The 24568-nt window shown below is 37.9% G+C and carries 26 protein-coding genes, 1 tRNA gene and 1 pseudogene; 15 read left to right on the top strand and 13 right to left on the bottom strand.

The features are described 5' to 3' along the window. Positions 1-147 precede the first annotated feature (147 nt). From AY601_RS08610 to AY601_RS08645, 8 genes and pseudogenes are all read left to right on the top strand, one after another. On the top strand, positions 148-915 hold the full coding sequence (locus AY601_RS08610) for a PASTA domain-containing protein (protein ID WP_068399282.1): 768 nt from the start codon (positions 148-150) through the stop codon (positions 913-915). 26 nt (positions 916-941) lie between these two features. Beyond that, positions 942-1997 (top strand): endolytic transglycosylase MltG, encoded by a 1056-nt coding sequence (mltG, locus tag AY601_RS08615; RefSeq protein WP_068399285.1) that lies wholly within the window; start codon positions 942-944, stop codon positions 1995-1997. 5 nt (positions 1998-2002) lie between these two features. After that, positions 2003-2410 (top strand): acyl-CoA thioesterase, encoded by a 408-nt coding sequence (locus AY601_RS08620; protein WP_068399288.1) that lies wholly within the window; start codon positions 2003-2005, stop codon positions 2408-2410. Then, positions 2411-3376 (top strand): YihY/virulence factor BrkB family protein, encoded by a 966-nt coding sequence (locus tag AY601_RS08625; protein ID WP_068399290.1) that lies wholly within the window; start codon positions 2411-2413, stop codon positions 3374-3376. It abuts the gene before it with no gap. Between the two features lie 109 nt (positions 3377-3485). Further along, positions 3486-3572 (top strand) — tRNA-Ser (locus AY601_RS08630). Between the two features lie 249 nt (positions 3573-3821). Next, positions 3822-4835, top strand: a complete 1014-nt coding sequence (locus tag AY601_RS08635) for a site-specific integrase (protein ID WP_068399293.1) — start codon at positions 3822-3824, stop codon at positions 4833-4835. Between the two features lie 548 nt (positions 4836-5383). Next, on the top strand, positions 5384-7204 hold the full coding sequence (locus AY601_RS08640; RefSeq protein WP_068399296.1) for a reverse transcriptase/maturase family protein: 1821 nt from the start codon (positions 5384-5386) through the stop codon (positions 7202-7204). 112 nt (positions 7205-7316) lie between these two features. Next, positions 7317-7544 (top strand): annotated as a pseudogene (locus AY601_RS08645) (tyrosine-type recombinase/integrase); the annotation flags it as partial. 147 nt (positions 7545-7691) lie between these two features. Here AY601_RS08645 and AY601_RS08650 read toward each other — a convergent pair. After that, complete coding sequence (locus tag AY601_RS08650) at positions 7692-7961, bottom strand: helix-turn-helix domain-containing protein (protein WP_068399299.1); 270 nt, start codon at positions 7959-7961, stop codon at positions 7692-7694. 353 nt (positions 7962-8314) lie between these two features. Between AY601_RS08650 and AY601_RS08655 the strand changes: the two genes are divergently transcribed. From AY601_RS08655 to AY601_RS08675, 5 genes are read left to right on the top strand one after another with little or no spacing between them, the layout of a single operon-like run. Continuing rightward, positions 8315-9211: a HEPN domain-containing protein gene (locus tag AY601_RS08655; RefSeq protein ID WP_068399301.1), complete on the top strand. Its 897-nt coding sequence runs from the start codon at positions 8315-8317 to the stop codon at positions 9209-9211. Beyond that, positions 9204-9566: a hypothetical protein gene (locus AY601_RS08660; RefSeq protein ID WP_068399305.1), complete on the top strand. Its 363-nt coding sequence runs from the start codon at positions 9204-9206 to the stop codon at positions 9564-9566. Before AY601_RS08655 ends, AY601_RS08660 begins: the two co-directional genes overlap by 8 nt. 12 nt (positions 9567-9578) lie before the next feature. After that, positions 9579-9860: a hypothetical protein gene (locus tag AY601_RS08665; RefSeq protein WP_068399308.1), complete on the top strand. Its 282-nt coding sequence runs from the start codon at positions 9579-9581 to the stop codon at positions 9858-9860. A gap of 3 nt (positions 9861-9863) precedes the next feature. Further along, positions 9864-10613 (top strand): hypothetical protein, encoded by a 750-nt coding sequence (locus AY601_RS08670; protein ID WP_157287789.1) that lies wholly within the window; start codon positions 9864-9866, stop codon positions 10611-10613. A gap of 10 nt (positions 10614-10623) precedes the next feature. Beyond that, positions 10624-11001 carry a hypothetical protein gene (locus tag AY601_RS08675; protein WP_068399318.1) on the top strand — a complete coding sequence of 126 codons (378 nt, stop codon included), beginning with the start codon at positions 10624-10626 and terminating at the stop codon, positions 10999-11001. A gap of 138 nt (positions 11002-11139) precedes the next feature. On the opposite strand, the gene AY601_RS08680 is transcribed toward AY601_RS08675, so the two are convergent. The 5 genes from AY601_RS08680 to AY601_RS08700 all read right to left on the bottom strand — a co-directional run bounded on the left by AY601_RS08680 (position 11140) and on the right by AY601_RS08700 (position 14355). Continuing rightward, positions 11140-12108, bottom strand: a complete 969-nt coding sequence (locus tag AY601_RS08680) for a DUF5712 family protein (RefSeq protein ID WP_068399321.1) — start codon at positions 12106-12108, stop codon at positions 11140-11142. 10 nt (positions 12109-12118) lie between these two features. Next, positions 12119-12670 (bottom strand): BfmA/BtgA family mobilization protein, encoded by a 552-nt coding sequence (locus tag AY601_RS08685; RefSeq protein WP_068399325.1) that lies wholly within the window; start codon positions 12668-12670, stop codon positions 12119-12121. Between the two features lie 250 nt (positions 12671-12920). After that, positions 12921-13232: a hypothetical protein gene (locus tag AY601_RS08690; protein WP_068399328.1), complete on the bottom strand. Its 312-nt coding sequence runs from the start codon at positions 13230-13232 to the stop codon at positions 12921-12923. Then, positions 13229-13495: a helix-turn-helix domain-containing protein gene (locus AY601_RS08695; protein ID WP_068399330.1), complete on the bottom strand. Its 267-nt coding sequence runs from the start codon at positions 13493-13495 to the stop codon at positions 13229-13231. Before AY601_RS08695 ends, AY601_RS08690 begins: the two co-directional genes overlap by 4 nt. Before the next feature lie 101 nt (positions 13496-13596). Continuing rightward, positions 13597-14355 carry a hypothetical protein gene (locus tag AY601_RS08700; protein ID WP_068399333.1) on the bottom strand — a complete coding sequence of 253 codons (759 nt, stop codon included), beginning with the start codon at positions 14353-14355 and terminating at the stop codon, positions 13597-13599. 256 nt (positions 14356-14611) lie between these two features. Here AY601_RS08700 and AY601_RS08705 point away from each other — a divergent pair, with 256 nt between their 5' ends. Then, positions 14612-15328 (top strand): UPF0489 family protein, encoded by a 717-nt coding sequence (locus tag AY601_RS08705; RefSeq protein WP_068399336.1) that lies wholly within the window; start codon positions 14612-14614, stop codon positions 15326-15328. A 52-nt stretch (positions 15329-15380) separates the two neighbouring features. After that, positions 15381-16142: a UPF0489 family protein gene (locus AY601_RS08710; RefSeq protein WP_068399340.1), complete on the top strand. Its 762-nt coding sequence runs from the start codon at positions 15381-15383 to the stop codon at positions 16140-16142. 32 nt (positions 16143-16174) lie between these two features. On the opposite strand, the gene AY601_RS08715 is transcribed toward AY601_RS08710, so the two are convergent. The 7 genes from AY601_RS08715 to AY601_RS08745 form a co-directional block, all read right to left on the bottom strand. Continuing rightward, positions 16175-16855 carry a hypothetical protein gene (locus AY601_RS08715; RefSeq protein ID WP_068399343.1) on the bottom strand — a complete coding sequence of 227 codons (681 nt, stop codon included), beginning with the start codon at positions 16853-16855 and terminating at the stop codon, positions 16175-16177. A 41-nt stretch (positions 16856-16896) separates the two neighbouring features. Further along, positions 16897-18057 (bottom strand): HEPN-associated N-terminal domain-containing protein, encoded by a 1161-nt coding sequence (locus AY601_RS08720; protein WP_198163651.1) that lies wholly within the window; start codon positions 18055-18057, stop codon positions 16897-16899. Positions 18058-18226: 169 nt separating this feature from the next. After that, complete coding sequence (locus AY601_RS08725; RefSeq protein WP_068399349.1) at positions 18227-19987, bottom strand: UvrD-helicase domain-containing protein; 1761 nt, start codon at positions 19985-19987, stop codon at positions 18227-18229. Continuing rightward, the gene (locus tag AY601_RS08730; RefSeq protein WP_068399352.1) at positions 19984-22089 is read right to left on the bottom strand and encodes an ATP-dependent nuclease; all 2106 of its coding nucleotides are present in this window, start codon (positions 22087-22089) and stop codon (positions 19984-19986) included. Before AY601_RS08730 ends, AY601_RS08725 begins: the two co-directional genes overlap by 4 nt. A gap of 196 nt (positions 22090-22285) precedes the next feature. Continuing rightward, entirely contained in the window at positions 22286-23365 is a 1080-nt protein-coding gene (locus AY601_RS08735) for a hypothetical protein (protein WP_068399355.1), read from the bottom strand. A gap of 50 nt (positions 23366-23415) precedes the next feature. Next, a complete protein-coding gene (locus tag AY601_RS08740; RefSeq protein WP_084359169.1) occupies positions 23416-23814 on the bottom strand; it encodes a putative phage abortive infection protein in 399 nt (132 codons plus the stop codon). Next, on the bottom strand, positions 23799-24527 hold the full coding sequence (locus tag AY601_RS08745; RefSeq protein ID WP_068399361.1) for a hypothetical protein: 729 nt from the start codon (positions 24525-24527) through the stop codon (positions 23799-23801). Before AY601_RS08745 ends, AY601_RS08740 begins: the two co-directional genes overlap by 16 nt. Between the last annotated feature and the right edge of the window lie 41 nt (positions 24528-24568).

A 24568-nucleotide genomic window follows, 5' to 3' on the forward strand; every position in this document is an offset into this window, starting at 1 on the left:
CATTCCGGATATTCCTGATTAATCAAATTAAACGATAAGATATGGGTCAAAAATATTAAAATAGTTTATTCAGATCTCATTTAAATTCCGATAAAATATATTTTTAGTCTAAATTTGAGCCAAATAACAGGCACACAAAATAAATAAATGGCAAAATTCATCTCCTACTTACAAACTAAATCATTCAGAAACAACCTTATCGCTGCCATCGCCACTGTGGCAATACTCTTGTTCATTGCTTTCTTCAGTCTGCGTTATTATACCAAACATGGCCAGGGATTAAACGTACCAGCTGTAAAAGGCATGGCTTTTAACCAGGCTGTATCAAAATTAGAAGCTTTAGGTCTGCGTTACGAAGTAGACTCCGTATATATTATGGACTTGCCTCCAGGAACTGTAATTGACCAGGATCCAGAAGCCAATACATTTGTAAAAGACAACAGAACAATTTATCTGACTATTAATACCGCGCAAGCTCCAAACGTTAAATTTCCCGACGTTCAATTCAAATCTTTCATCGAAGCACAAGCTATTATTGCCAGCTTTGGCTTAAAAGTTGGTGACACTGTTTATAAAGCAGATGTGAGCAGAGATGTCGTATTGGAAGTTTCCTTCGGTGGGTCAAGTATCAAACCAGGAGACGTTATCCCTAAAGGCTCTAAAATAGATTTATTATTAGGAGACGGCAGAGGAAACGAAGATGTAGAGATCCCTGCACTATTAGGTTTCACTAAAGACGAAGCAGCCTTCTCACTCAGAGGCTCGAACCTTAAACTGGGCACAATAACTTACGAAGGAAATATAACCGACACTGCAAATGCCGTTATTACTGCACAAAGCCCGGCGCTTTCAGATACACTTTCAAAAGTTAAAATCGGAACCCCGGTAAACATTACCCTATCTAACAAGCAATAAGCGCATAAATCAGAATTCCAAATTCTATGACTACTGAAACAACCAAAGAAATTAAAAAGAGTACTAAATTTATATGGGCCGCCATCTTAATCCTGCTTGCTGTAGGTGCATTTTATGGCCTGAAAATGTATAAAGTATACTTCGCCCCCAATATTTCGGGCAAAGAACCATACCTGTATATCAAAACCGGTTCTACCATTGATGACTTATATAAAGAAATCAAAAATAAAGACCTGTTGCTTGACGTTGGAAGTTTCAGCCAGGCCGCAGCGAAGATGGATCTGGCAGAACGTTTAAAACCAGGACGCTATAAATTGCCTAAAGGCATGAATAACCGCAGCCTGATCAACCTGATTAAAGCCGGTAACCAGGAGCCCGTAAAACTGAAATTCCATAACATCAGGAAAAAAGAAGAATTTGCAGCCTACCTTGCTAAAAGCCTGGAAGCAGACTCAGCAACCTTTATCAAAATATTGGATTCAGCAGCACTGGTAGAAAAATACGGCTTTACAGTTGACAACAGCTATACCATGTTCATCCCGAATACTTATGAGATGTACTGGAATACCACTCCTTTAGAATTCTTTGACAGGATGCAAAAGGAATATACCAAATTCTGGACAGCAGAACGCAAGCAAAAAGCTGCTGCATTAAACCTGACACCTCAGCAAGTTACTATCCTTGCTTCTATAGTTGATGCAGAAGCATTGTATGACAAAGAAATGCCATCTATTGCAGGTTTATACCTTAACCGCTTAAACAAAGGCATTTTATTACAAGCAGACCCAACCGTAATTTTTGCTAACGGCGACTTTACCGTAAAAAGAGTAACAGGCCCATTATTACGCGTAGAATCAAAATATAATACTTATAAATACGCAGGTTTGCCTCCAGGCCCGATTATGATGCCAAGTATCAATGCAATTGATGCGGTATTAAACCACGAACACAACAACTATATTTATATGTGTGCTAAAGCAGATTTCTCAGGCTACCACGCCTTTGCAGAAACCAAAGCACAACACGAAATTAACGCAAAAGCATACAGAGCAGCCCTGGACAAACGTAACATCTTCAAATAGGCCTAATGTATACGCACAGCACAAAGATCAGAGTAAGATATAGCGAGACCGATCAAATGGGATACGTTTACAACGGAAACTATGCCCAATACTATGAAGTCGGAAGAGTAGAAATGCTGCGCAGCCTGGGCATGACCTATGGCAAAATGGAAGAAACAGGGATCATGCTCCCACTGCTGGAACTTAAATGTAAATTTATCAAGCCAGCATATTACGACCAGGAGATTACGATCAAAACGTACATGAAGGAGCTTCCGGGCATCCGCATGTTATTTGATTACGAATTATTTAACGAAAAAGAAGAATTGATCAATATCGGAGCTACTACCTTAGTATTCTTCGATATGGTCAAGAAGAAACCGTGCCCCCCACCAGATTACTTTCTGGAAAAGATTGCACCATACTATGAATAAATGAATTGGGTACACAGACAACTTTTAAAGATTAGGCTATATTCATTGTTTATAGACTGGACAAAAGTTTATGTACTGCCAGGATTTAGCCCTATCCCACTCTACACAGTGGCTTCATTTTTTTTTAAGGAGCTCGGCAAAGACTCTTTAGTAAACAAAGCATCATCGCTCGCCTATACCTTTATGCTAGCCATTTTTCCTGGAATCATCTTCCTATTTACACTGATCCCCTTTATCCCTAAACGAATAGGCTTTCAAGATCAGCTAATGGTCTTGTTACAACTGATCCTTCCAGCACAAGCCTATAAAGCCTTTGAAGCCACCCTATCAGAGATCATTAAAATACAAAACGGGAAATTACTATCCTTCGGTATCATACTGTCTGTGTTTTTTGCCACCAATGGCATGCATAGCCTGATGAACGCCTTCAACAAGTCATCACTAGTCGTAGAAACCAGAACATGGCTTAAACAGCGGCTTATAGCTTTAGTATTGACCTTCGTTCTTGCCGTGTCGCTGATTATTACTATTGGCGCGATGACCCTTGGAGAAATTGCACTGAACTATATCAATAAAGGCCTGCACATCAAAGGACACTTTATCGCTTATATCATTGACATATCCAGATGGGCACTGCTCGGGATTCTGTATTTCGTGACCATATCTATCCTTTACCGGTACGGCCCCGCTAACACCAAGAAATGGAGATTCTTTAGTCCCGGTTCCTGGCTAGCCACCATCCTTGCCTTTTTAACCATCTGGGGATTTTCATTTTACATCAACCACTTTGGATCATACAATAAAGTATACGGCTCTATCGGTACACTAATTGTAATTATGATCTGGTTATACCTCAACTCTCTGATACTTTTGATCGGATTTGAGCTGAATGCCAGTATGGATCTGACAAAACGCAGCGTCAGAATCATCAAACAGCCCTTTAATTTGTTCAAAAAAGGCAGTTAAAAACGTATTAAATATTTTTTTCTACCTCAGCATTAACCAGTTATCAATTTATTGTTAAAAAATCAACACCATTGTTTGCAAAATCAAGCCGTATTTGTACTTTTGTCGCGGAGAGTTGGCAGAGTGGTCGATTGCGGCAGTCTTGAAAACTGTTGACTTGTCAAAGGGTCCGCGGGTTCGAATCCCCCACTCTCCGCACTTATGGCATCTAAACCATACAAAACCCTGCAAATCGTAAGTTTGCAGGGTTTTTTGTTTTAATTGAAACCCAAATTACTCATTAAATCCCAAAAGAATGGGGAGTGATTCGGTGAGTAAATTTTGAACAGGTAACAACTCACCAAGTTTCATATATCATTATGATATTGAACAGGTTATAGGATTGAACATCTTGATTCACAGTAACTGCAAAGCTAAATTTGTTTACTCTTTAATGTTTAACATTATGAAAACCAATTTCAGCCTGCTCTTCTACATGAAGAAGCCAAAAAACTACTTAAAAGGCGTTGCCCCTATTTATCTGCGCATTACCGTGAACGGACTTCGTTCTGAAATTACTACCGGCCGGAGCTGTGAACCTTTACGCTGGAATTCTGGTGTAGGAAGGGCTAATGGTAATAAAGAAGAGATTAAGTCTCTGAATACTTATCTAGATCATTTACAAATCAAAGTTTATGAAGCCCACAGTCAACTAATTGAAGCAGATGAAGTCATTACTGCTGAACATCTAAGGAATAAATTTCAGGGCAAGACTGAGAAGCAGATTACGCTTATTGAAGTTTTCAAGGATCATAATTACAAAATGGAGTCGCTAGTAGGTAGCGAGTTTAGTAAAGGTACAGCAGAACGTTATCCCACTTCATTAAAGCATACCTTAGATTTTTTGAAATGGAAATATGATGTTGAGGATATTGAAATCAGGAAAATAGATTACACATTCATTTCAGAGTATGACTATTATTTACGTTCTGTTCGTAAATGCGCTAATAATTCTACTGTAAAATACCTCAAAAACTTTGGTAAGATTATCCGAATTGGCCTTTCCAATGGATGGCTAACCGTAAATCCTTTTTTAAATTATAAGCCCAAAATTAAAAAGATTGATCGGGTTTATCTTAATCCAGAAGAGATTCAACTGATAACTGAAAAGAAGATGGCTACTGAAAGACTTACCTATGTCAGAGATATTTTCCTATTCTCCTGTTATACAGGGTTGTCATATATAGATGTCAAAAATCTAAGGAAAACAGATATTATAAATGGTATAGATGGAGAGAAATGGATTTCTATAAAAAGGCAAAAGACCAATGTGCCTTCCCGTATCCCATTATTGCTTACTGCCTCTACCCTATTAAATCAATATCATGATAACCCAATCTGCTTAAATAACGGGATGATATTCCCTGTATTAAGTAATCAGAAGATGGATAGTTATTGTGCGCCCGTAAAGGTTGCGTAATGAATGTCTCTTTAGCAAGAGACTAGACTAGGTTCCAAGTCTACTCCCGACCGACTTATCTGGAGGGGAAACCTGATAGGGAGTGTAGCATGTCGGTTTACAGCATGGCCGCTTTAATTGCCAAAGGCGAGTGCATTGCTGGGGAGAAAGACAGACACGAGGATGAAGCCTATACTGGTTGAATGATAGTTCAGTGGGGCATGTTGAACCTGTGACGAAAGGCAGTTGTATTGTCACACCGTAGCTATCTCAATTGACAGGTAGCCTTTGAGAGCATAGAACACCGCTACGGCACAACCGCAATAAGCGGAGAAAAGAACGAAAGTCGCATCCGACAGTCTGTCGCGCTAACAGTCATTACGAAGCTAAACGGGGATTTCCTAAGTCGGGATGCCCATATATAAAAAAAAAAGGGCTATGTATAAAGATACTGAATACCCGATATGGAAACGGAGCTTCCGTAGTAGTCCGAGCAGGGTAATACCCTGTACATGGCGAAGGGAAGCAGTTGTCAACTTAATACAAACTAAGGAAAACGTGTGAGACGTATGAGAGATCCAGTGCAAGTATTAAACGCTTTATGCGAACATAGCAAAGATTCGGGCTACCGTTACCAAAGGCTCTACCGAATTCTGTTTAATGAGGAAATGTTTTTCATCGCCTATCAGCGTAAATATGCCAATCAAGGTAATATGACGCCGGGCACCGACGGCAGAACCGTCGACAGAATGAGCATTCACCGCATTCAGAAACTTGTGGCAAGTCTGAGAGACGAATCGTATCAGCCTCATCCTGCCCGCCGGGTGTATATACCCAAGAAGAATGGAACGAAACGCCCGTTGGGTATTCCCTCTTTTGAGGATAAACTCGTGCAGGAAGTGGTACATATGATTCTGAAAGCCATCTATGAGGGGCAATTTGAAGACACCTCACATGGCTTCCGTCCCAACAGAAGCTGCCACACGGCATTAAGGGACATTAAGGTTACATTCAAGGGAACACGATGGTTTATTGAGGGCGATATCAAAGGTTTCTTTGATAATATCAACCATAATGTAATGATCGATATCCTCAGAGAACGTATCTCTGATGATCGTTTCCTGCGTTTAATCCGTAAGTTCCTGAATGCTGGCTATATGGAGAACTGGACATACAACAATACCTACTCAGGAACACCGCAAGGCGGAATCATTAGTCCTATCCTGGCTAACATCTACCTTGACAAGTTCGATAAGTATGTAAAACAGTATGCAGAAAGTTTCAATAAAGGCAAATCACGTAGACTAACCACTGAGTATCAGCGTAACCGGAATCAGAGAAATGCATTACGATGGAAACTGGAAGCGGAAACGGATGAAAACAGCAAAGCTGAACTGAAATTGAAAATGGCCGAAATGCGTACGGAAATGCTGGATATTCCAGCAACAAGGGACATGGATGACACGTTCAAAAGATTGAAGTACATAAGGTATGCTGATGACTTCCTCATCGGAGTAATCGGCAGCAAGGGAGAATGTGAAAAAATCAAAGCTGATATTACCACTTTCATGAGTGAAAAACTCAAATTGGAAATGTCTGAAGAGAAGACTTTGATTACCAGCGCACAAGAACCCGCAAAATTCCTTGGATACGAAATCACTGCACGCCGGTCCATGGACCACACGCGTACACGATGTGGACTACAGCGCCGTCCGTGGTCAGGAACAATTGTCTTAAATTTATCTTACGAAACCGTACTTAAGCGACTTCAGTCCTATAACGCTGTGCTTATCACACAAGTAGACAGGAAACAAACGCTTAAGCCATCGTCTCGCAAGTATATGGTGAATAGGCAAGATGCAGATATCATGGCGCAATACAATCTTGAATTGCGGGGATTCTACAACTACTATTCCATCGCAGACAACATCGGCTATCGGGGATGGAAGTTCAATTACTTCATGAAATATAGCATGCTCAAAACGCTCGGCCGTAAGCACAAAAGAACTGTCGGACAAATACTTGAGAAGTATAGAGACGGGACGGATGTGGTCATCCCCTATAGGGATAATAAAGGCAACGCGAAACAAAGAGTGTGGTATAATGGGGGATTCAGATGTAAACGCTTCAAAGACATCTACGAGGATAATTATTACGACAAGGCTCCCAATACCATGTATCTTCCTGCCCCCACACTTGTGGAAAGGCTCAGAGAGAGAAAGTGTGAACTTTGCGGTGTAATGGGAGACCTCGTGATGCATCACGTACGTAACATTAATCAGCTTAAAGCTGATACCAAATGGAATGCAGTGATGATCAAACGCCATCGTAAAACACTCGCAGTCTGTCAAGGCTGTGATGCATTAATCCATAAAAGCTATGATAAGTAAAGTTATGTTGACAATGGAGAGCCGTATACATGGAGACATGTACGTACGGTTCGGGGGCGGGTTAGCAGAGACTTACCACCGCAAGGTGGCAAAGCGCTGTTGGCCTAGCCCACTGAAGGAGATAGCAGATTTTTGTGGTATTGACAAGCCAGTAACCTTTCATACTGCCAGACATACTTTTGCTACAACGATAACTTTACTAAATGGGGTTCCAATAGAAAGCGTGTCTAAAATGCTAGGACATACGAATATTCAGACCACGCAGCATTACGCTAAAATACTTGATATAAAGGTTGGAGCTGATATGGCGCTATTGAAAAAGAAATATGCTGTGATTTAATTTCCTAACTACACAATATATAGTCCCAATTAGCGCTTTAGTATATGAGAGCGTTAATTTAGATGAGCGGAAATGGTCGGATTGATCATTTCCGCTTTCTTATTTAAAAAATTCTTTGTTACTCCTTCGAGTGAACTCAATTAAGGGTTATTTAGTAATAGTCTTTTTCTTAAGGATTTCACCTGATATAGGCTTATCAGGGAAAAAATCTTTAATCGAGCATTGGAGTATTTCAGCAATTTTATTCAAATGGTTGATATTATATTTATCCGGGGTCTTACTACTCTCCACGTTTCCTACAAATTTTGAACTTAATTCCATACCCGCAGATAAATTACTCTGACTAATTTCTGCCTTCATTCTTATCTCCCGCACTTTATCTATCACGTATTGCTCTATTTTGGATATTTCGCTCATATTCTACGAGCTAAGTAAACTATAAAAGAAAAATAAATCACCCTGATATAGCAGGGTTTGTTCTTTTTTTTATCTATATTCGATTATGAATTAAACATAACAATAATATATTTTTAAGAGTCTTACGGTTACAAAATCTGACGCCGTTAACGTAGGACAGCAGAGTAATGCCATATCTATGCGAAGATGTGCTATATTTGCGCATTGAGATAGATGTGGGATCTGCTGTAAATCCATGTTAACGTAAGGCGTCAGAAACTTTAATGTAACCATGGTTGGCGGATTCCACATTTATCATTTTCGCCAATTTCAGACTCATTTGAATAGTTTATTAACTATAAATGAGATGATATATGGAAATGTACCCCCTATCCCCGGCAGATGAACATGCTTTCTATTTTAAGACATTCGTCAAATCACTAGTCCAAAAATTCGAACCCCAACAAGTTTTCTGCTTTTCAAAAAAGAGCCTATTAACGCAAACCGATGGTTGTTTTTTAGACTTTAGGACTGATCACAGTAGCAATTACTGCTTACTGATCGTAACAGCGACCAATACCCGGATTGATCATGAAATCCAGGAATTTGCCAATGTTCATTATAAGTATGGCGTAATTACTATTCTTTGCCACGGCAAAGAAACTATTCTAGAGGCGATCAAGGCCAATAACAGGTTCTTCATTACGGTATATAGTACCGGACATCTGTTGTACAGCCATGACGGTATGACCGCGCCAGATTTCCCGGTTAGGTTTACCCCTACACAGGCCGGGGTAAAAGCTAAGAAACAGTTAAGTCATCGCATACCTTTAATTGAAGGCTTCCTGACTGGCGCCAACCAATGTCTGATCAACGGGCAATACAATGTTGGTATTTTCATGCTCCATCAGGCCGTAGAACAATCCTGCATTGTACTGATCAGGGTTCAAATGGCATACCGTTCAGAAATCCATAATTTAAAACGTCTTTTAAACCTCTGTAAATGCTTTTCCAACAAGCCTTTTAAAACATTACTATCAGGAACCTCTGAGGATGAAAGGTTATTTGAAATTTTGATTAAAAGCTATTCGGAGGCACGTTATGGTGATCATTTCTTTGTTATAGCCGAAGATGCACGGCAGTTGTATGATAAGGTTACCGCTTTTGTAATCCTTGTCAAAGCGATGTGTAAAGCGAAAATCCAGAAACTGGAAAACGATGCCGCTTTATATAAAAGCATAGCGCAGGAAAGTGAGGCTATACATGGATAAGCCGGATATAGAAGTTTCACTTTGCAATAAGCAGTTCTTAATGCTCCCTTTTGAAAAAGGAACCAGAATCCTGCTGCGTAAAACAGTTGATCGGTATGCAAATTTAGATTCATTGCGGTTACCTAAAAATCAAGATCAGGTGCGTGTAGTCTCTTATAAAGGTGGGATCTTATTACTGGCTGTAATTGTACCGAAGGCAATAGAACAGCGTGTATCTATCAAGGTTACAGAAGATTTTCTACTGGTCAGTTATAGTTCACATCAGGGTGAAAAATATCTCAGCTATTATGCCAGTTTATCGTTGAACTACCTGCTGTGCAAGGGTGATTCGGCAGATTTCCAAGAATTTTATTAAAAGCCACCCGTTATGAAAATTAAGAAAATTAAAAAACAATTGAACTATCAGCCTAGTGGCCTGACAGCCGATCAAATGGAAAATCCATTACGATTGATGTCTTATTTTTTTGCAGACTTTCCCATCCATGAGACAAGAGACAATTTATGGGAACTATACAAAGCCTGGATTTATCATTCCGCAGCATATAGAGATGAAGACTTAACAAAAAATATGATGTGCTTTTATACCCAGTTCCTGGAAATGGTCAATGCCTGTTATGTCTATGCTGAAATGACAAAACCTAAAAAATGATTGATGAAACGAATTAACAAGCAACAAATCATAGTCCCTTTAGAATTTAGCGTGGCATGTGCGATATATAAAGTGGAGATGGTGGAAGTATTACAGGTTTTCGCCGACCATGTAACCCTATATGATACCATGCGTGAGGATTATTGTGAAGGGTTTTCAGAGGCCACCAGAACCGTTGGTTCTTATGTAAGGACAAAAAGGAAACGGCCTGTGCAAAGTAAAGCCATGAAGAATTGCGGCGCATTACTCATATCCTGTCTATCAAATATTAAAGTATTGGCCACAAAAAAGGCTGGCATGACCGTTGTTAAAAGAGAGAAAACCCGCCCCCTTGTCAACGTGATTTTTGAAGCAATGGAACGGGTTTATACCATTTCAGATACCTTATACCTTGATGAATATTCCGCTATCAAATTGAACAAAGATTTTTGCGTACTCTGTGAAGCTCATAATTGTTATCCCAAGGAATTTCTGGAATATTTTATGGGCAGAATTTCAGCAGCAGATGCCCATGCCCATAAAGGGTTAAAGATCAACTATGATAATTTTACTTTCTCTTTGTTCTCCAATATAGCAGAAGGTTTTGGAGGAAATGAGCCGAAAGCCTATCGATTAACAGAACCCGAACTCAATTTCTTTGGGAGAATGGAGGAATTACATTTAGGACTCTACATCATACGTGATCTGGAGGAACGCACAAATATTTTAAGAGAGATTTACCTCGCACACTATCTGGCTACCACTCAAAACTAAACTCACCTTTATGGAAACAGCAATTAACGTTACCCTACCAGAAGACTTTTACATACTTTGTAGTATTTACCAGATCAAACCAGAGGTGTTTATACAGCAATTCATCAATCAGGTTTCTTTTCCTTCTTATTTTAGTAATCCGACTGGAAGCGATTGCTGGGCAACCCTCTGCTTCCTCAATTTCATTGATGTGGAGAGTCCAAAATTTCAGGTGAATGAAGATTTGGAAATTCACTACCTAACTTTATTCAAGAAAGCGATCAGGTACAACCTTGTTACTAGCCCAGAGGACAAAGTTAAAGCTGTAAATAGTGGAAGAAAAGTTATCAGGCATTGGTTAAAAGCAGTATTAGCCGACCGCACCAAATATATAACTGATAATTTATAACAGAACAATCATATGAGAACGAGAAATAAAACAAGGGACATTTTTTCCATAGAAGCAAAGCGAAAACCATCGGCTATGTGCAGAGGGGTTTTCGCAGGCCGCATTGAGCGGGGGATTTTTCACAAATAAACTCATCAACTATCGGCTTATTCCCTGACTTTTCTTTTTCTTTTTTCTTCTTTTAGCTGCTTCATCGGCTGGGTTAATATTTAAACCCGGATCAAAAACTGGTTGCATCAATATTTCAAGAAAGTTTGTTACAGTTTGACCTATACTGTTAATCATTTCCGGTATGCTATGAAAATGGCCATCTGACACCCTGTTAGCCAATTCACCTGCTAAAGATTTTGAGTTAATATTCGACTCTGCCCCAAGCATTAATGTATCTAGTTGTTCACGTTGTGCCAAAGTACCATTCTTATGGATATTTGCATAGGCCATAGTATCGTTTAATTTGCGATCAAAGCCAAAATGCTGATCAAAAACACGTTCTCCTGATTGTTTAAAAGCAACACGGTCAAATTGGCCTAATTTTTTAGAATGCTCAATATTCTTCCCTTTTGATGTGTTCATAGGACTTAATTTGATACGATTGCTTATATCCTTTCGACTTACAATAACCTGAATGTGCATCTGTTCACCCACTTTAAGTTCACCCCGCTTTTTAAGCCCCTGTACAACTTCTTTGTCTTTGTAGCTATAGTGACGGTGGTTTTCTAGTTTTGCGTACCACAGCAGATCTTTTGAACTTTCTATTCCCGACCGTTTGAAGTTTCGGGCATATTCATCCATGATTTTAATAGTATAAGCTTTTAATTGTTCTTTAGCTCCCAACTCTCCATACTGCTCTTTCAAATACCGGATTTCTTTCTGGCTGGGACTAATATTGATCAAGAAGAACTTAGCATCAACCTTACTCAATTTGGCAATGTTATTATCCAATTTCCGGCAGACTTCATAGGGTTCAATATTCTGATGATTATGATTAAACCAATATTCTGCCTGGTCATTAGGATAAAATCTATTCTCCTTTTCCAGGTAATTAACCAACCCGCTACTGCTTCCTTTATTGTTAGCTATAGCACTATCGGTGATATTCAGGTACATAGTTATAGCGTTATAGGGATGAAATTTGTTTATTTATTTTAAGGATCAGCTCTTCCTTCTCTTTGCCAGAAGTCATCAAACCAAAAGAGTCTCTGACTTTTACATAGCTTTCAAAAATATAAACAAACTCTTTTTTCAATTTCTCTTTATTGTCCAGCCTGACATGAATTAGCCTGATAAGTTCATCCAGTTCTAAAAATTTGTTTATTTGCTTTTGCTGGTTGCCTAAAAGCGTGGTGTTATGATTTATTATATGAGTATTAAAAAAGTCTATTAATGTCTTTTGAGAGGTAATCATCTGCCTCACATCTGTTTTAATTGGAATCAGTAGTTCAGTTTCTTGAGTTTTGATAAAACCGATATATTCTTTATGACTCTTTAGAAGAGTATTTTTCAATATTTCATCATTCAAGTCTAAAGGATCTTTTTTGCTCTTATAAAAATAATCGACCATTTGTATGAACAGCAATCGTTTAGGTCTTCCTAGCTTTAAGGCTGTTGTCAAAAATTTAGCATCTACGGATGCTGGGTATCTTACGGATTTTGTATTTAGATCTTCCATAGTTCGTAATTTATATCTGTTGATCAATATTGCTGTTGATCGGGATAGCCATCTAACTGTTTGTATCGATAGTCAGGATACTCACGAGTATCCTATTTTCTTTTGTTTTAGTACAGCCGGTAGGCAAAAGGATACCCGGAGTATCCTTTAAATACTGTTTACAGCGCAAACAGCAAGCAAAGTTGGGCACTGCCCAACTTCCGCTTGCTCCTTTTCCCGAAGAAGGGAAAGGACATAACTTGCAAGGAGCTTACCCCTCATGATCTGCATCAAACTCATTTAATAAAGTAACCTGACTAGCCAGTCTGGGATGATACGAAGGCTGGTAGTCAATATATCCATGGCTGACCAGGGCTTTCATACACTTGTGATAAGTAGCAAAAGAATGAATTGCGGAATGCTTCATTAGCTCCCTCCTGGAAACCCGGAATGGATTTTGGCACAATCCTTTGGTATAACACATGAGTATGGCCGAATAAAGGCTGAAGTGTGATTGGTGGAAACGATTGTTCCTGCTGGCCAGTTTTAAAAAGCTGGTGAGTTGTTTTCCTGTATCCATCATGAGTTCCCGATTTCACCTAGCAACTGAACAATATCTGTGTAGGCATAATACAATATACCACCTACCTTTTCGTACCGTAGTATTCCCTTAATGCGTAAGTTTTGAAGTGTACCGGATGAAATCTTTAGCAGATCTCTGACTTCGGAACTGCGAAGCCATTGTTTGGGTTGCACATCCTCTGATTTGATGGCCTGTTTAATTTCCTGAATAAGTTCGGTCTTGAACTTTAACAGTTCTTCCTTTGTTAGAATCTCGATTTGCATATTACCTCCGTATTAAGTTTACGAAGCAAATGTGGGCCATACAGCACCCGAAACCATGACCACACGTCTAGCCTGGTCATGTGCAAACTCTGAACCAGTTGTTATTTTTTCGTTCCTTTTACAGGTACGATTTTGAAAAGCTTACGTTCTAATTGAATAGAAGTCCCTTTTACTGGCTCATCATCCTTTTTGCTCACGTAATAATTACGCAAAGTTTCAACGGATATATCATTACCTCCATGAGAGAAATATTTACTGATCATTCTGGGATAAGCAACTTGATGATCGTACTTTAAAAGATTTCCACCACTAGGCACTTCCAACTTTTCTATTTTTTGGAATAAGTCAATCACTGTGGTCAAGTAACCTTCTTTGATCCAAATCTTTTGAGATACTTCATACAACTTAATTTTATCCCATCGAGCTTGAAGTTCTTCAATCTCTTTCTTTTGCCTCTGAATGATCTCTTCTTTTTCAGCAAGAACAATATGGGCTGGCCTGGCATTCCATTGATCAATGCTATTTAGGTATTTCTGGAACTGCAGTAATTTTTCGATCCTAAATATATGTCTATCATGATAATACGAGAAAGGATCTTCACCTTTCAGCTTATTAATTCTATTTTCAACAATTCCCCATACTTTAACAAAGAACGTCTCTTCATTACAAACATTGTTTTCTAATGCATGCGACAAGTGATACTTATAAAACGCTTCAAACTCATCTTCATTAACCACCAATAATTTGTTCAAAAAATGATTGTCTTCATATTTCTGCCAAAATCCAATTGGATTACCTATATCATAGGGATGGGGTGAGAAATCAAAAAAATTACGGGGTTTGAAATTGCTAGTTTTCATTGGAGAAATTCTGATTAAAACGAAATTAAGATTTTTCAAAAAAAATAAATTATAATTATTCCCTTACAATCGACGACTTGAGGCTTAATTGATGCGATTTTTAATCAAATAAGTTCTGTTGATGTTTTTTTGATATTATAAATAATCTTTAAACCAATATAATAACATTTTACCTTGGGAAGGTAAGAAAGTGTGTTACGAGAAGTTGTTATAGATATATTGTATTTTTAGCGCTGACCAGAATTAACTCAAATCAATGAATGTAATACTAAATAAAGGACAGAAATTCTCCCACGCCTTTGAGCTGAATTATCTTGCTCAGGAAGGAAACATCTATATAATGGATAACCATTTAGCAGCATTTTGGTGCTGGAGCAGAGAACTTGACCCCATAAAAAGCTACACATTGATGCATATAGACAGGCACAATGACTTAAACGATGCTTTGGTAAAAGAAGCATTTCATCTCTATAAAAACGAAAAGTTTAAATCCATGCCAATTGAAAAAGCAGTGGCCTTGAGAGTAAATGATGATCAGATGTTAATGTGGAATAACTTTATTGAACTATATAACGTATTTAATCCATACACGTTAAAAAATTTCGAGTTTGTAACTCCAGTAAAGTTGCCAACAAAATACAGGCATTTAAAAAACATCCCACTAAAAAGCTGGATAAATAAAGAATTTACGGTACAAGAGCTTTTTGACCAGCAAAATCGAAAGGCACAGCCTAAAGTAATCAATTTGGATATAGATGTCTTTTTTGTCGAAAGAAGCGGAAAGCATAAAAAAATACTGACCGATAATGAACTGAAGTCCTTTGCGGAGAAGATCAGACCATTGATTGATAGAGCCGCATTGGTAACGATAGCGTTAAGTCCAGAATGTTGTGGTGGTTGGGAAAACAGCATTTCTATGTACAATAGCTTAAATAAATATCTTAAATTAAGCCGCAATCCATTATCAATTTAACCGAACAGAAGCATAATTTAGTACAAGTATAAGTAATAGAAAGACAATTTAAATGAGCATAAACGAAGAAAATCCAAACCAAACTTGGATTAGGAAGCCTGATCTAAATAAGGTTGTGGATGGTATTTGGGAATTAGGTTTTATATATCAATCCGGAAAAGTTTACATTATGGATAATCACTCAGGTGCAGGCTGGTGCTGGCTCCACCATTTAGACAGTCAACAAAAATATGGTTTCTTCCATATTGATACTCACGACGACTTAGTGAGTAATGAAGCTCCAGCATATATGCGGTCTCTTTTGCTCAACAAAGAAATGACGATTGACGAATACTGCTCTATTCCGACTGATATGAAAGGAAGTGCTGATGTAAAACCCTTATTTCGATTTGATAATTTCATTGCGAATCTAAATCACGTATTTCCTGCTTTCTTCAATACAAATATATTCAGCATAAATGAACCACGACAAAAGGTCCCTCCTGGATTTAAAGTCAATCGTTTCATTGAGCCAGAAGTCCTTTTGGATTTATTTCCAGCCATTTTAAAAAGCGAAGCGCAATGGATTATTGACTTAGATATCGACTATTTTTTCCAGGAAAAAGAGAACAACGATTATGTTCAGTTTCTAGATAATGATTACATCGACGAACTATGCGAAAAAATCTGCATGGCAAAAGATAGCATTGCAGTAATTACGATTGCAATGAGCCAGTATTTTTGTGGCGGATGGAAAAATTCAAAACGAGTAACAGAAAGAGTAGCAAAAAACCTTGACATTTCAATTGACCTCCCCGAAGATTATGATGAATGAGTTTGCCCCCTCTTTCACTTCTTCTCAACAAGTTAGTCTTTCACCCCAAGGATTTTTCTGAAATCATCTTTTATCTTCGATATGATTGATGGAAACTCCTTAATAACTCTTTCTGAAATAGCATTAATCTTGTCCAAATGTATTTTGTAACCTTCACCAGATGCACGATCCAGTTTTAGGAAACGTCGGTTGGAGTCGAAATCATAAGCCTCAGACCAATACTTTTCTAAAATTTCATCCAATTGCGAAGTGGACTCCTTTGAAAAATATAACTTCTTGGGAAGATAGAAGTTTTTAAACTCGTCAAAGGCCTTGTTAAACCGCTCTACTCTAGCGACTTCTTCCTTTTCAGCATCGCTATAAATCATATGAAAAGTCCTCGTGTAATCCACCATCGCGCTATGAAGCTCAACAAGGTGTGCATATAAGTCTCTTATGACACCTGCTCTTTCAAGGTGTAAATGTGAAAACTGAACCTGAGATTCCTGCTTAATGCTATCAAGCTTGGCTTTATGTGCTTCCAGATCCTGAGCTAGTAAATGTGTATAGGCGATATTTTCCTGCACAAGGTCTTTCTTTACGACCTCAATTTCTTTGCTCAGATCGCGATCTATAACATATTTAATTAGGCTTTTAATTAGAAAGAGCACAACTCCGACTATTATAACGAAAGCGCCGTTGGTAATTGCAAGTTCAATGAGTTTTTCTTCCATGCTAGATTAAATTGATATAATATATTTCTAAAGTGAGACAATTAAAGTACTAAAGAAGTTAATGCCTCAGTTATTATCTTTGATTCTTTAAAGTCTAACTGATCAAGGCTTTCGTAGTGGTCAAAAAAAAGCACACATGCATTTAATCTCCTATTTTTTGATGATGGATAAATGATGCCATCAATTTTTCCATCGGGTGTCTTTGCAAAAGCAAACCTGAAATACTCTGTAATTACCTGCGTCGGCACGTATTCGATATGCTGGAGTCCGTCATGTGCAATGGGTTTTGCAAAATCATCTAAAAATTTGTGCAAAAACTGAACTTTATCGAACAACTCCCACCTATCTTGATCAAAAGCACTTACATAGGGGATTTTACTCAAATCGATCAACTTAAGGTTATCTTTCGGACAAAACTCCGCTAGTGTAAAGTATGGCCGGGATACATCGTCAATCTGCAAAGTTTCCAACTTCGATATTTTAGGATCAAAAGCACCATAAAACATCGACACTCCTGCTGGGCTCATTCTATTTGGAAAAGTAGCATATTTTATATCAGGAGAACAGATGTGCCTAGCTTCAGTAACATCATCTATATTAATGTGTTGGCGACATCTGTAGATTGGTGTGCCTGCTTCAACTATAGTCAACATTCGTTGTTTACGTATGTCAATTGCCAACTCCATTAAAAAACTTGCCACACTTATCGCTCTGCCTCCCACCCTAAGACTATCTGCAGAATTGAACAAAAACCGAGATTGATGTTTTACGATATGTTTAAAGTGGAGCCACCCTTCGTATTTAAAGTCTGACCGTGCCACTCCTTCATCTGCCCATGCACTAGAATGGTCAAGGCTATTGAAAATATCATCCTGTAATTGATCATCTTCTACAGAAAGGCCCAGGTTCTCCAGCATTTCCCATGGTCCATCATAATCCCCCAAATAACCTCCTTCGGCTGATACATAAGACATAAAATTGGCTGGGTCGGTATAAAAGTGGGTCAATGCATCAGTTAAAAACTCCATTAACGCATCCAGGTCGACAACGTTCTTCTGTCTGCCACAATAATCACATTTATCCTTTTCTCCATTACGTTTAATGAAGCGTGAAATGGCGTAGTCATCAACATGCGAAGCGCAAACCTTTTTATCAGGCACACTGGATAAGCCTCGTGACCAGTATTCCATCGCTTGTTCCATGACTCCGCTCATATTTCAATTTTTGCCGTTTCCATTTGGTGTAAAAATCTTAAGTCCTTCTTATTTGAAATTCATAGTTGCCTCTTAATAGCTAAATCTTCTGCACTTCAATCATGTCATTACTTTCATCAAAGCGAAGTTGTCTAAATTGTTTAATGTACCCTTCAACTCAAGTTGTCAAGTGCAAAATATCCGCTAAAGGCGATAAAGAGATTTCATTTGCCGCTGCCAATGTTGGAACATTAATAAATAAACGCTCCCTTGATCGGCTTGCTCCAACATAATAAACCCTTTGTTCTTCACTACTTAAATTGGGGTTTAATAAAAATGACAGATTACTTTCATGGTTAATCACCATCAATACATTATCGAATTCATCGCCCTTTGCCTTATGTATCGTCCTGCTCCATGAATCATCCTCCGGAATATTAATAAAATCTGCTACCTGATCATAAGTATAGCTGTCATAAAAGTCTTTAATCGCGCCAGCCCTCATCCCACTTAAACTAATGTCTACTGCTGATTTAACAAGTTCATAAAACGCGAAAAGGGGCTGGCCTCTAAAATTACTGTAACTAGAGAGCAGTAAGCTAATTTTAGCTAAGGCAACTTTTTTTTGTTCATTTCGATCCTTGATTGAATAGTAGTTTTTAGACATCTCCTGGATCGATTCCTTAAATCTCTTCTGTCTGCCCAATTCAAGAGCCTTCATGCTCCTTAATGCTGTATTTCTCCTATCGCCATTACTATCTTTTATATTCCATGCATCCAACAAGTTAATCGCGAGCAAGCCACTGTTCGACTGCCTTCGCAGTATGTTCGATGTGGTGTTATCGCGACTGAGTGACACAAATTCTTCACCAGCACAAACCTCAATTACGTGATTAAATGCATCTTCAACGCTGCCAACAAGTATTTTTACTGACGCACCATCTACATTTCGAACTGGATCCTGCTTTATATCTGTTCTGATCCTATTCAGCAGGCCAACCACTTGGTTAGAGCTTCTGCGATTATCCTTAATCAAATAGTTTACCATGCTTGGCGTTGAGAAGCCAGTAAAAAGATCTGGATTAGCACCTTGAAAGCTGAAAATTGATTGCGCACGATCTCCGATAACGCCAATCACAGTACCTGTTGTACTTATCATCTTAACGATCTCCGTCTGAATTGGACTAGTATCCTGAAATTCATCTATGAAAAAGTACGGAAACTTCGCCCTTAGAACAGTAAGTATAAAAGGAAACTTTTTAAGTAACAAAAATGTGAAATACAGAACATCATCATGATGCAGTATTCCCTTCTCCCAAAATGTTTTTTTATACCCAAAAAGATCAGTAGCGAGTTTGTCCAGGCAATTGGTTTTGGAAAGATTCACTCTACTGCCAGTTTCAAGGTGAAATGCCTTGCCGTTATCAATTGATATTGCTATACCACTTTCTTCAAGTTTATACCCTAACGACTGCAGCCAATTTCCTATGGCAATTAGATTTTGATTTAGTTGTGTTAGCTGGTTGACTGTATAGGGATGTCTCAGGCTCGAAACATTAGGATGTCTCTTTATCCAGTCTACAATTCTGCCTCTACTAATGTTGTGATCATCATGCCCATCCATTTTTTTAACATTGAACCCATAATAGTCTGCAATAAAGGCCATATATGGTCTAATTATGTGCTTATATAAAAAGCCATGTATCGTACTGACCTCAACGCGATCCGCAACGAAATCCAAACGTTTCACAATAGTGTCAACCGCAACATTGGTATAAGTGATACAGGCAATTTTTTTATAGGATCCAAGTTTATCTGAGTGCTGCAAAACATTTTTGATATGATTTACAAGCCAATGGGTCTTACCAGCTCCTGGGCCGGCTGAAATCTTAAAATCTTCGTTAATCGGAATTAAGGAATCTGAAGCTATGCCGATCATACGCAAAGGTGTGTTAGACTGTCAAAAATATATTTAGGCACGACAAATTTCTGCTTTAACGGAGTTGGGTTGGTTACATCATCATCAGCTGGAGCATGTTCAGGAAGCATTAGATTTTGTTCAAGAATATTTGCAAGTTCTAATGCATTTTCTCCTTTTCCTACTGAATTCAGATACCTTGATGCACAAATAGCTTTCTTTTTATCATCATCCGACCAACTTGTGGTTATTTGTGCTTTTAGCGATTTTTCGACACGATCGTTTTCATCACTTTTTCGCAACTCATCATACATTAAATCAATTGAAACGCCACCTTTGTATAGCTCTGATAAATTGATTAGCTCATCTCTATTTTGTAGCCTTTCCGTAAATAAAATGTTGTTTTCTAAATTTTCCAGACAGAGTTCATACTCGAATGTTTTACCTTTTTCGTGATTCTGCCCAAAAAAGCGGATATTACCATGGGTTGCATATAATGTACATTTATCATCAATATGATTTTTATATTGATAGTTGGCAGAATCTAAATCCATTTCATAGGGGTAGCAACTTGTGAAACTCCCACCTGAGAGCCTTTTACGCTCGGGATCCCTGTCTTTCAAACAAACAATTTGCTTTGGCGCGGTAAAAGGTTTATTCGCATCAAACATGTATAAAAAGTAGTCGAAGAAACGACCACCCACCGGAATTATTGCGGTATGATAGTCCTCTAAATTCTTCCCACAATACTTTGCAAGTGTAGGCAGAAGTACTTGTTCAGCAAGCCCCTCTACAAATACAATATTCTGGGCGAAGAGCATGTCAGACCTTGTTGCATCTAAAAATCGTTGCACGTAGGCTTTCGCTGTCCTACCTTCAGCGGTATCAGGAAAAGTCTTACCTGGGTAACCAACGGATACAACACCTTTTTCATTATGTAAACAGATAATCTCATCCAAAGAAACGGCCGAAGTTATTTGAGTAGAATGAGTCGTAACAAATATTTGCCTTACTTTTCTCTTGTCTTTATTTTCTTTTAAAAATTTGAGAAACTTATATTGCATAGCTGGGTGCAAATGTGCTTCCGGCTCCTCGATTGCCAAAACAGGAAATATCTTTGCGTTACTCCCTAAATAATTTCCGTCAGAATTTACCTGCATTTTGGCCAGCAACAAAGACATAAAGATTAAGTTGTTATATCCTAATCCATTATGGGAAGCTGGAATTTTGATATCCAATGCATCATAGCCTATTATTAATCTCAAGGCGGAATACATGTCAACGTCAGAAATTGCGCCGTCAAAATCTGGCTTTGCATTGTTAAAAGTTGCACCCGTTTGGTGGGCATAAGCTAGAATGTGCTCTTTACCAGCGTGCATTCTTCGTTGTAATTCACCTATCAAAGCATCTGCATTTGAAGAGAAAATTTTCTTTAAATCTTTAATCTCTTTTTGCTTCTCGGTCAAACTTTTTTCTGTTTCACTAGCAGATTTGATTTCATAATCCATAAAGAAATCAAGCACATCTCTCAGCATTGTATTTCTACCAGTAAACATGTCCCGTTCCACATCTCGTATTGCATTCAAAAACTGAAAATCGAATTTATTGAGTGATTCACTATCAGCAACAACCTGCAAAGTTGGGTCACCACCAAAAATTTTATATGTGTAAAAACGCAAAAATTCATGCTTGATCATCGACCAAGCTTGATCCTTAGTGGTCGCATGGACAAGCTCTTCTTTATAGTCAATAAATTTCTCAACAGGAAGATAAAATCTATAAGTCAGCTTTGCCTCGTAGGGGGCTTCCAGCTTTGTAAGCCAATTGGCAACCGTTACCAGATCATCACTCGCTAAGTCCTCATTCACACTCTGAACAATATCAAGTGAAATCGTGACAGATGGAGGATTGGCCTGTAGGTCAGCTAGAGAAAAATCTTTTGAAAAATCATCTACTTCAAGTCTACGGGAATCTTCACTACTAATCAACAAGCCTATTGCTCTTAGTAAACTTGTCTTTCCGGCATTGTTGTGACCAATAATCACATTGATTCCATCGTTGAAAAGAATTTCATTTTCAGGAAAATTACGAAACCCATTTAAGGTTATTTTAGAAATGTACATTTTATGAGCGTCTATTTGATTGCGACTAATCTACAATTTTCATCTCTAAAAAAAACAAGAAAAAAACCGTAAAATTTCATCAGGCTACAAGTTCCATCGAACATCTTCCTAAATCCAAATATCAAGAAGAAATACACTTTCTGCGATACGATTATTGAGTTGTATCTGAAGTTACGGTCTTACAATTCCCTGTCTACTAAGGCTCATCAGAGTTTCCACTGAGAGAAATGACCTCCAATGCATTTTTCAATTCTTTTAAAGTTCCAAGGGATAGGTAGTTAAAGTCTGCTTCCACCTTTAACGAAGGCAGAGGTGGCAACCAAGTTATATTATCCCCTATTTGAAGACCATCAATTGCTAAAGGAACACTTGTATTTGCATTTACTTTCCAATTATTTATGGCATTTTGCCTAGCCACTGTCATATCATGAATGATAGGAAAATTTCGATCACTAAACAAAGAGGAAATTACCTTGGATTCAGGAAGCTCGACAATATTAAAGACTTTCAAAATTTTAGTAACATAGTCCCAACCTTCTGAAAGATATTTTTTGTCCTTAATAAAACGACCAATTTGACGTAGTTTAACTAATGCCCCCTCTCTATTTTCCGGTAAAATTAAATCAGCAATTTGAGAAGAAAACTCCAAATAACTTTTATCATTTAACAAATTATCAAATAACGCAACCATTTCGTGCGGAGTTTGTTGCTTAGGAGATTGCAAACCGGTTACCTGAAGATCAACATATTGATTTAAAACACCTTCTATTTCAGAAAGCACAATCCTAGTATTGGAATCTTTAGCTATCTTTTTCAAACTCTGCAACTTCTTTTTGAAGAGTGGTAGATTCAGATTGACCTGAACTCCATGATTAAAGCCAAATGCAAGTTTTTTGAGTTCTGAATGAACATGTTTAATAGCAGTGATTAGTGCTTTTGGAGTTCCATTAAGAAATTTCAATTCTTCATTTTGATCATCATAGGTCACTCTAAAATCATTACGCAAATGATATAAAATCCGATTAACATTTTCAATTTCATTTTGATCATCTATTACTACAATGCGTTTTTGCAATAACAATGGCATTCTGTCCAAAAAATTAACCTCTGCGGCTGATTTTGGCATTACTATTTTTACAACACCATAAGAAATATATTCCTCAAGCATATAGCCAAGACAGGAATAATCATTGGCTATTACAACTCTTTCTGTGGTATTTTCCACACCAATCCTAGCTATTGGCAAGCGTTCAAAAAGTATCATTCCCTGTTTCATTCTTTCCAGTTTCTATATGTTTTTGATTAAAAAATATTTTTTTAGGAGTTCTAGCCTTCATCACCCCACTCAAATATTGGATCTTTTCCGTGAGTTTCACTTTTGATTTCCCAAATTCTTTTTTGAAAATGTTTACGAGGGGCTTCAACAAACTTAATTTTATGTATCGGTAAATTGTGCAACATGCGATATTTAGAAAGAAATCTGTTACTCGTTTTCTCCCAATCTTCACCTAATCCTGAAATATAGTTGTGGTAAAGTAATATCTGTTCATCGTTTGACATCTGTGCACGAAGTATTTTAAGATATTCTCTAGCTTTTCGATAGTCAAAAATGCCTTTTTTCTGTTTTTTGACAACAAATTTTACGGTACTAAACAAATGCCTGTAGTAATGAGCTAACCTAGACTCATGGCCTGTAAATGGAGCGTACTTTATGTGCAGATCAATTGTTTTCCATCAATTGTAAAGTCTTTTTTGCCACCAAAAGTTTCCTTATGCTCTTCCCTTATAGCCTTGAGCTCTGTTTTGCAATGTTGAATATAATCTTTGTGTTGATCATATCCTGGCAATGATGAGAAAGATCCAAAAAAGAAAAGACGATAGGCAATTTCATAAACATCTTGATATGGTACATTAAATTTCACTGCATAGCTCACACAAAAATTGAAACAAGCATTCAGCTCTTTTACCATTGCAACAAATACCTTTCGTCCATCAACAACTCTTTCTATCTGTGTTCGTGTAATGGTTTCGGTTGCTTTTGCATCTCCTTTTACAACTGAAGTAGCCATTAGGTAACTATAGCCGGAAATTTTCATTTCATTGATATTTTCCTTGTGCAGTCGTATCATCTCAAAATATTGTGACTCAAATTGCTGAATCCGAAACTGCTCCCTTACTTGATTATTAGCTCTTAGTTGCGCCCAAAAGGCTATGAAGGTAAGAAATCCGGCCATAAGGGCTATGAAGGGTGCTGTTGTTCCCCCAATGGCATCTCCAATTTGACCTGTTGTTTCAGAGTTAAAGTGTTTTGGATGATGGATATTTCCATAGTATTCGAAAATTGTCCATAGTGAGAGGTTTTTAATCCAGAGCCCTGCACACACAAATAGGCAGAACACGGCTATCGGGATACCCCAATAGTATAATAGCTTTTTCATTTTCCGTTTTTATATGTGATAATATAATTAATACTAGAATA

The sequence above is a fragment of the Pedobacter cryoconitis genome (genome assembly GCF_001590605.1).
In the GTDB taxonomy this organism is placed as follows: Bacteria; Bacteroidota; Bacteroidia; order Sphingobacteriales; family Sphingobacteriaceae; genus Pedobacter; species Pedobacter cryoconitis_A.

Coding starts and splice junctions, on each gene's coding strand:
- AY601_RS08720 (WP_198163651.1), bottom strand. CDS start 18,057: ATGGAACAAGCGATGGAATACTGGTCACGAGGCTTATCCAGTGTGCCT.
- AY601_RS08745 (WP_068399361.1), bottom strand. CDS start 24,527: ATGAAAAAGCTATTATACTATTGGGGTATCCCGATAGCCGTGTTCTGC.
- AY601_RS08685 (WP_068399325.1), bottom strand. CDS start 12,670: ATGGAAGATCTAAATACAAAATCCGTAAGATACCCAGCATCCGTAGAT.
- AY601_RS08650 (WP_068399299.1), bottom strand. CDS start 7,961: ATGAGCGAAATATCCAAAATAGAGCAATACGTGATAGATAAAGTGCGG.
- AY601_RS08715 (WP_068399343.1), bottom strand. CDS start 16,855: ATGGAAGAAAAACTCATTGAACTTGCAATTACCAACGGCGCTTTCGTT.
- AY601_RS08610 (WP_068399282.1), top strand. CDS start 148: ATGGCAAAATTCATCTCCTACTTACAAACTAAATCATTCAGAAACAAC.
- AY601_RS08680 (WP_068399321.1), bottom strand. CDS start 12,108: ATGTACCTGAATATCACCGATAGTGCTATAGCTAACAATAAAGGAAGC.
- AY601_RS08700 (WP_068399333.1), bottom strand. CDS start 14,355: ATGAAAACTAGCAATTTCAAACCCCGTAATTTTTTTGATTTCTCACCC.
- AY601_RS08730 (WP_068399352.1), bottom strand. CDS start 22,089: ATGTACATTTCTAAAATAACCTTAAATGGGTTTCGTAATTTTCCTGAA.
- AY601_RS08690 (WP_068399328.1), bottom strand. CDS start 13,232: ATGATGGATACAGGAAAACAACTCACCAGCTTTTTAAAACTGGCCAGC.
- AY601_RS08635 (WP_068399293.1), top strand. CDS start 3,822: ATGAAAACCAATTTCAGCCTGCTCTTCTACATGAAGAAGCCAAAAAAC.
- AY601_RS08675 (WP_068399318.1), top strand. CDS start 10,624: ATGGAAACAGCAATTAACGTTACCCTACCAGAAGACTTTTACATACTT.
- AY601_RS08670 (WP_157287789.1), top strand. CDS start 9,864: ATGAAACGAATTAACAAGCAACAAATCATAGTCCCTTTAGAATTTAGC.
- AY601_RS08620 (WP_068399288.1), top strand. CDS start 2,003: ATGTATACGCACAGCACAAAGATCAGAGTAAGATATAGCGAGACCGAT.
- AY601_RS08705 (WP_068399336.1), top strand. CDS start 14,612: ATGAATGTAATACTAAATAAAGGACAGAAATTCTCCCACGCCTTTGAG.
- mltG (WP_068399285.1), top strand. CDS start 942: ATGACTACTGAAACAACCAAAGAAATTAAAAAGAGTACTAAATTTATA.
- AY601_RS08725 (WP_068399349.1), bottom strand. CDS start 19,987: ATGATCGGCATAGCTTCAGATTCCTTAATTCCGATTAACGAAGATTTT.
- AY601_RS08640 (WP_068399296.1), top strand. CDS start 5,384: ATGAGAGATCCAGTGCAAGTATTAAACGCTTTATGCGAACATAGCAAA.
- AY601_RS08710 (WP_068399340.1), top strand. CDS start 15,381: ATGAGCATAAACGAAGAAAATCCAAACCAAACTTGGATTAGGAAGCCT.
- AY601_RS08625 (WP_068399290.1), top strand. CDS start 2,411: ATGAATTGGGTACACAGACAACTTTTAAAGATTAGGCTATATTCATTG.
- AY601_RS08665 (WP_068399308.1), top strand. CDS start 9,579: ATGAAAATTAAGAAAATTAAAAAACAATTGAACTATCAGCCTAGTGGC.
- AY601_RS08735 (WP_068399355.1), bottom strand. CDS start 23,365: ATGAAACAGGGAATGATACTTTTTGAACGCTTGCCAATAGCTAGGATT.
- AY601_RS08655 (WP_068399301.1), top strand. CDS start 8,315: ATGGAAATGTACCCCCTATCCCCGGCAGATGAACATGCTTTCTATTTT.
- AY601_RS08695 (WP_068399330.1), bottom strand. CDS start 13,495: ATGCAAATCGAGATTCTAACAAAGGAAGAACTGTTAAAGTTCAAGACC.
- AY601_RS08660 (WP_068399305.1), top strand. CDS start 9,204: ATGGATAAGCCGGATATAGAAGTTTCACTTTGCAATAAGCAGTTCTTA.